4 protein-coding genes are annotated in these 4,032 nt (G+C 74.4%); 1 reads left to right on the top strand and 3 read right to left on the bottom strand.

The window, feature by feature from the left end; genetic code table 11:
• Positions 1-89: 89 nt before the first annotated feature.
• The gene (locus ABZ570_RS31915; RefSeq protein WP_358071563.1) at positions 90-1,097 is read right to left on the bottom strand and encodes a LacI family DNA-binding transcriptional regulator; all 1,008 of its coding nucleotides are present in this window, start codon (positions 1,095-1,097) and stop codon (positions 90-92) included.
• Positions 1,098-1,213: 116 nt separating this feature from the next.
• Positions 1,214-1,969: a maleylpyruvate isomerase family mycothiol-dependent enzyme gene (locus tag ABZ570_RS31910; protein WP_358071561.1), complete on the bottom strand. Its 756-nt coding sequence runs from the start codon at positions 1,967-1,969 to the stop codon at positions 1,214-1,216.
• 70 nt (positions 1,970-2,039) lie between these two features.
• Here ABZ570_RS31910 and ABZ570_RS31905 point away from each other — a divergent pair, with 70 nt between their 5' ends.
• Entirely contained in the window at positions 2,040-3,131 is a 1,092-nt protein-coding gene (locus tag ABZ570_RS31905; protein ID WP_358071559.1) for a UDP-N-acetylmuramate dehydrogenase, read from the top strand.
• Positions 3,132-3,238: 107 nt separating this feature from the next.
• On the opposite strand, the gene ABZ570_RS31900 is transcribed toward ABZ570_RS31905, so the two are convergent.
• On the bottom strand, positions 3,239-4,024 hold the full coding sequence (locus ABZ570_RS31900) for a class I SAM-dependent methyltransferase (protein WP_358071565.1): 786 nt from the start codon (positions 4,022-4,024) through the stop codon (positions 3,239-3,241).
• Between the last annotated feature and the right edge of the window lie 8 nt (positions 4,025-4,032).

Genomic DNA, 4,032 nt, shown 5'->3' with positions numbered 1-4,032 from the left:
ACCCGGCTGCGCGCCGACGGTGAGCAGCGCCCCGGGCACGGTCACCTCGACCCCGACACCCCCGGCCCCGGCCCGGTCCGCTGCCTCGGCTACGCCGACTCGCGCACCACCAGCTCGGTGGGCAGCAGCAGCGCCTGCTCGACCGTCTCGCCCGCCGCGATCCGGAGCAGTTGCCGGGTCATCGCCCGGCCCAGCTCCACTATCGGCTGCCGGATCGTGGTCAGCGGCGGTTCGGTGTACGCCGCCGTCTCGATGTCGTCGAACCCGACCACCGCCACGTCGTCCGGCACCCGCCGGCCCGCCTCCCGCAGGGTCCGCAGGGCGGCGTGCGCCATCAGGTCCGACGCGGCGAACACCGCGTCCAGGTCCGGGTGCGCGGCGAGCAGTTGCCGCATCGCCGTGGCACCCGACTCCCGGGTGAAGTCGCCGTACGCCACCAGCTCCGGCAAGCCGGCGTCGGTGACCGCGCTCCGGTAGCCGATGAGCCGCTCGATGCCGGCGACCATGTCCTGCGGGCCGGCGATGGTGGCGATCCGCCGCCGACCGGTCCCGATCAGATACCGGACGGCCCGGGTGACCCCGCCGACGTGGTCTACGTCGACGTAGGGCACCTCGGCGCCGTCCAACGGCCGGCCGCTGCACACCACCGGGATGCCGAGCCGGGCCAGCCTGCCGGGCAGCGGGTCCTCGCCGTGCAGCGAGGCGAACAGCACCCCGTCCACGTGCCGGCCGGTGGTGTACCGCTCGACCCGTTCGTGCCCGGCCGGCGAGCCGGCCAGCATCAGCACGAGCTGCTTGTCGGCGGCCTCCAGCTCCTGCGCCGCGCCCCGGATGAACCCGGGGAACACCTGGTCGTCGGAGAAGACCCGGGTCGCCGCCTCGGGCAGCACCAGCGCGATCGAGTCGGTGCGCTGGGTGACCAGGCTGCGCGCGGCGAGGTTCGGGACGTACCCGAGCTCTGCCACCGCCTGGCGGACCGCCTGCTGGATCGGCTCGGCGACGGTGGTGGAGCCGTTGACCACCCGGGAGACCGTCGCCCGGGACACGCCCGCCCGCCGGGCCACCGCCTCCAGGGTCGGTCGCTGTGCCGTCGCCATCCGCGTCACCACCACCTCGTCACCGCCCGCTCCCGGGAGATCATCTCCCGGTGTCGACGGACGCTGCCCGCCGGCCCCGAGGGGCGGCCCGCTCCCCGCCCGGGCGCCTCGGCTGGTCAGCCCACCCGCAGCCCGTCGAGCAGCCGGCGGTCGCCGGCCACCCCGAGCGCGTCGAAGCTGATCCGGCCCATCAGCGCCAGCAACAGGTCGCTGGCCGTGCCGACGACCTGCGCCCGGGCGTGGTGATCGTCGTGGTCGAGGATGGTCGCGGTGTCCAGCAGGGCCACCCCCTCGCCACGCAGCCGCAGGTACCAGTCCTGCGCGGCGTCGGTCGCGGTCAGCTGCACCACCCCGTGCCACTGGCCGGCCTGGGTGCGCCGCCCGGCCGGCAGCCAGGTGTCCAGCACCTCGCTCACCCCGTCGGCCGCGAGCTTGGCCTCGATCGGCTCGCCGGCACCGATGGCGAGTTGGGCGTCCCAGCGGTGCACCGCCGTCTCGTGCGCCGCCCGGCGGGGCCAGAAGCCCGCCTTCTTCGGCTGGGGCGCGAAGTTCCACGCCGGAGCCTCCGGATCCAGCCCCTCGAACAGCGCCATGAGCTGGTCGTACTCCTGGCGGTACCACTCAGCTGGCGGGAGGCCCGCCGGCGGTGTGACGTCCTCGCGTACCGGCCGGGTGGTGGTCCCGGCGGTCACCACGGTGCGGGTCCAGACGTACATCCCGGCCAGGTGGTGGGCGAGATCGGTGACCGTCCAGCCGGGACAGGAGAGCACCGGCGTCTCCGGCGGTGCCTCGGCGACGGCGGCGGCGAAGGTGGGACCCTCCGTCCGCAGCGCGCCGATCCAGAAGTCCTTCGTGCCGTGCAGTCTGCTCATCGGAATCCTCCCGGGGGTGACCGGGCCACCAGTGGGTGCCGCGGCTACCCCTCAGCCTAGGGTGAGAGGCGTGTCAGACGTCTACGCCGAACCGACGACCGGGGCCGTCCCGACCGATCCGGCCACCCTGGCCCGCTACACCACGCTCCGCCTCGGTGGCCCGGCCGGCCGGCTGGAGACCGCCACCAGCGCCGAGGAAATCGTACAAAAGGTGCGGGACGCGGAGATGCGGGAGGACCCGGTCCTGGTCCTCGCCGGCGGCAGCAACGTCGTGATCGGCGACCGGGGCTTCCCCGGCACGGTCGTCCTGGTCCGCTCCCGTGGGTTCCGGGTGATCGCCGAGGACGCCGACACGGTCACCGTACGGGTCGAGGCCGGCGAGCCGTGGGACGACCTGGTCGCCGCCACCCTGAAGCGGGGCTGGTCGGGGCTGGAGTGCCTCTCCGGCGTCCCCGGCTCCGCCGGCGCCACACCGATCCAGAACGTCGGCGCGTACGGCCAGGAGGTGGCCGAGACGATCACCGGTGTCCAGGCCTACGACCGCACCCACCGCGAGGTCGTCCACATCCCGGCGGCCGACTGCGGTTTCGCGTACCGGGGCAGCATCTTCAAGTACAGCGACCGCTGGGTGGTGCTCTCGGTCGACTTCCGGCTGGCCCGCTCGCCGCTCTCCGGCCCGGTGCGCTACGCCGAGCTGGCCCGGGCGCTCGGCGTCGAGGTGGGTGACCGGGTGCCGCTCGCCGACGCCCGGGCCACCGTGTTGCGGCTGCGCGCCGGCAAGGGCATGGTGCTCGACGCGGACGACCCGGACACCTGGTCGGTGGGATCCTTCTTCACCAACCCGGTGCTGGAGCGCGCGGCGTACGAGCTGCTCCGGGAGCGGGCCGCCGATCTCGGTGAGCCGCCCTCCTGGCCGGGGGCCGGGGATGTGGTGAAGGTCAGCGCCGCCTGGTTGATCGACAGGGCCGGCTACGGCAAGGGGCACCCGGGCCTGGAGGGCGTGGCCATCTCCAGCAAGCACACCCTCGCCCTCACCAACCGCAGCGGCACCGCCAGCACCGCGGCGCTGGTGGCACTGGCCCGGGAGATCCGCGACGGCGTCCACGACCGCTTCGGCGTCACCCTCCACCCCGAACCCGTCCTCATCAACTGCACCATCTGACCCCTCCCAACCCACCCGGCCCCACGAGACCGCGTTGATCAAGGAGTTTGCGTCTCGACAGGCCCGAAATCTGACCCGAGCTTCTTGATCGACGGGAGAGGGGCGGGTCAGGTGGGGGCTACGGCGGGCCAGGGGAGGGTGAGTTCGCCGTGGCGCCAGCGGCGGGGGTGGTCCACGATCGGCCAGCCGGCGGCGCGGACGGCCTGGACGGCCTGCAGCCAGCGCTGGCGGGGGCCGAACGGGGCGTAGCCGGCGGCGGCCTGCCAGGCGTCGTCCAGGGCGCGGATCAGGTCGTGGATCTGCTCGCCCGGAACGTTGTGGTGGATCAGCGCCTTCGGCAGCCGCTCGGCGAGCTGGGCCGGGCGGTCCAGGGTGGCCAGCCTGGCGGCCAGGGTCAACGTGCGCGGGCCGTCCGCGTCGAGCAGCACCCAGCTGCCGAGCCGGCCCAGCTCGTCGCAGGTCCCCTCGACCAGCAGCCCGCCCGGGGCCAGCCGTTCGGTCACCGTACGCCAGGCCTCGGCCACCTCGCGCTCGTCGTACTGGCGCAGCACGTTGAACGCCCGGACCAGGGCGGGCCGGAGCCCGGCGAGTTCGAAACCGCCCCGGGTGAAGGTCAACCCGGGTGGCGCGGCGGCCGGCTGGGCGGCGGCCACGCGTACCGGATCGATCTCCAACCCGACCACCCGGACGTCCGCGCGGACCTTGGCCGCCAGGCGGGCCCGCAGCTCGACGGCGGTCACCGGGGTGGCGCCGTAGCCCAGGTCGACGACCAGCGGGTCGGCGGCGGCGCGCAGCGCATCGCCGCAGGTCTCGACGATCCAGTTGTCCACCCGCCGGAGCCGGTTGGGATTCGTCGTCCCCCGGGTCACCACGCCGAGCGGCCGGTGCCGCATCAGGGCCG

The sequence above is a fragment of the Micromonospora sp. NPDC007271 genome, from assembly GCF_040634005.1.
Classification (GTDB): Bacteria; Actinomycetota; Actinomycetes; order Mycobacteriales; family Micromonosporaceae; genus Micromonospora.
This window is presented reverse-complemented; position numbering and strand designations above follow the sequence as displayed.

What these genes read in the sequence shown, in the direction of transcription:
- ABZ570_RS31910 (WP_358071561.1), bottom strand. Translation starts at nt 1,969, where the DNA reads ATGAGCAGACTGCACGGCACGAAGGACTTCTGGATCGGCGCGCTGCGG.
- ABZ570_RS31915 (WP_358071563.1), bottom strand. Translation starts at nt 1,097, where the DNA reads ATGGCGACGGCACAGCGACCGACCCTGGAGGCGGTGGCCCGGCGGGCG.
- ABZ570_RS31900 (WP_358071565.1), bottom strand. Translation starts at nt 4,024, where the DNA reads ATGCGGCACCGGCCGCTCGGCGTGGTGACCCGGGGGACGACGAATCCC.